The sequence below is a fragment of the Paraburkholderia sp. SIMBA_030 genome, assembly GCF_046535245.1.
Lineage (GTDB): Bacteria > Pseudomonadota > Gammaproteobacteria > Burkholderiales > Burkholderiaceae > Paraburkholderia.
This window is the reverse complement of sequence record NZ_JAWRXB010000159.1, coordinates 1-360: the sequence shown is the minus strand read 5'-3', so window position 1 is coordinate 360 and position 360 is coordinate 1. Positions and strand designations below refer to the sequence as shown.

Below are 360 nucleotides of genomic sequence, written 5' to 3'. Positions count from 1 at the left end.
GACGGGCGGCGCGTCGGTCGATTCGATCGGCGCAAAGCCGAAGGTCATGCGGCGCGCGAACTCCGTTTTGTTGGTCGCGTAGTCGGCGAAGCGGTCGGTCGTCGTGGTGCCCGAATGCGCGTAGGCGGCGAAGCTCGTCGCGTCGGTGCTCGTGGCCTGCATCAGCGCGCTGTGCGCCTGCGTCCAGGCCGCGCTCTTGAGCGTCGCGTTGGCCGGATCGTAGAGATTCGCGGCCGTGGCGGCGAGCGCGAACATGCGGCCGCCGATCACGTCGAGCGGCGAATGCATGCCCGCGAGAATGCGGTTTTCGCCGAGTTCGAGGCCGCGGCTCGCCATTTCCTGGAAGCGCTCGGGCACGAC

At 68.9% G+C, this 360-nt stretch carries 1 pseudogene; it reads right to left on the bottom strand.

What is annotated here, in order from left to right:
- A pseudogene (locus SB772_RS39470) lies at positions 1–360 on the bottom strand (hypothetical protein); the annotation flags it as partial.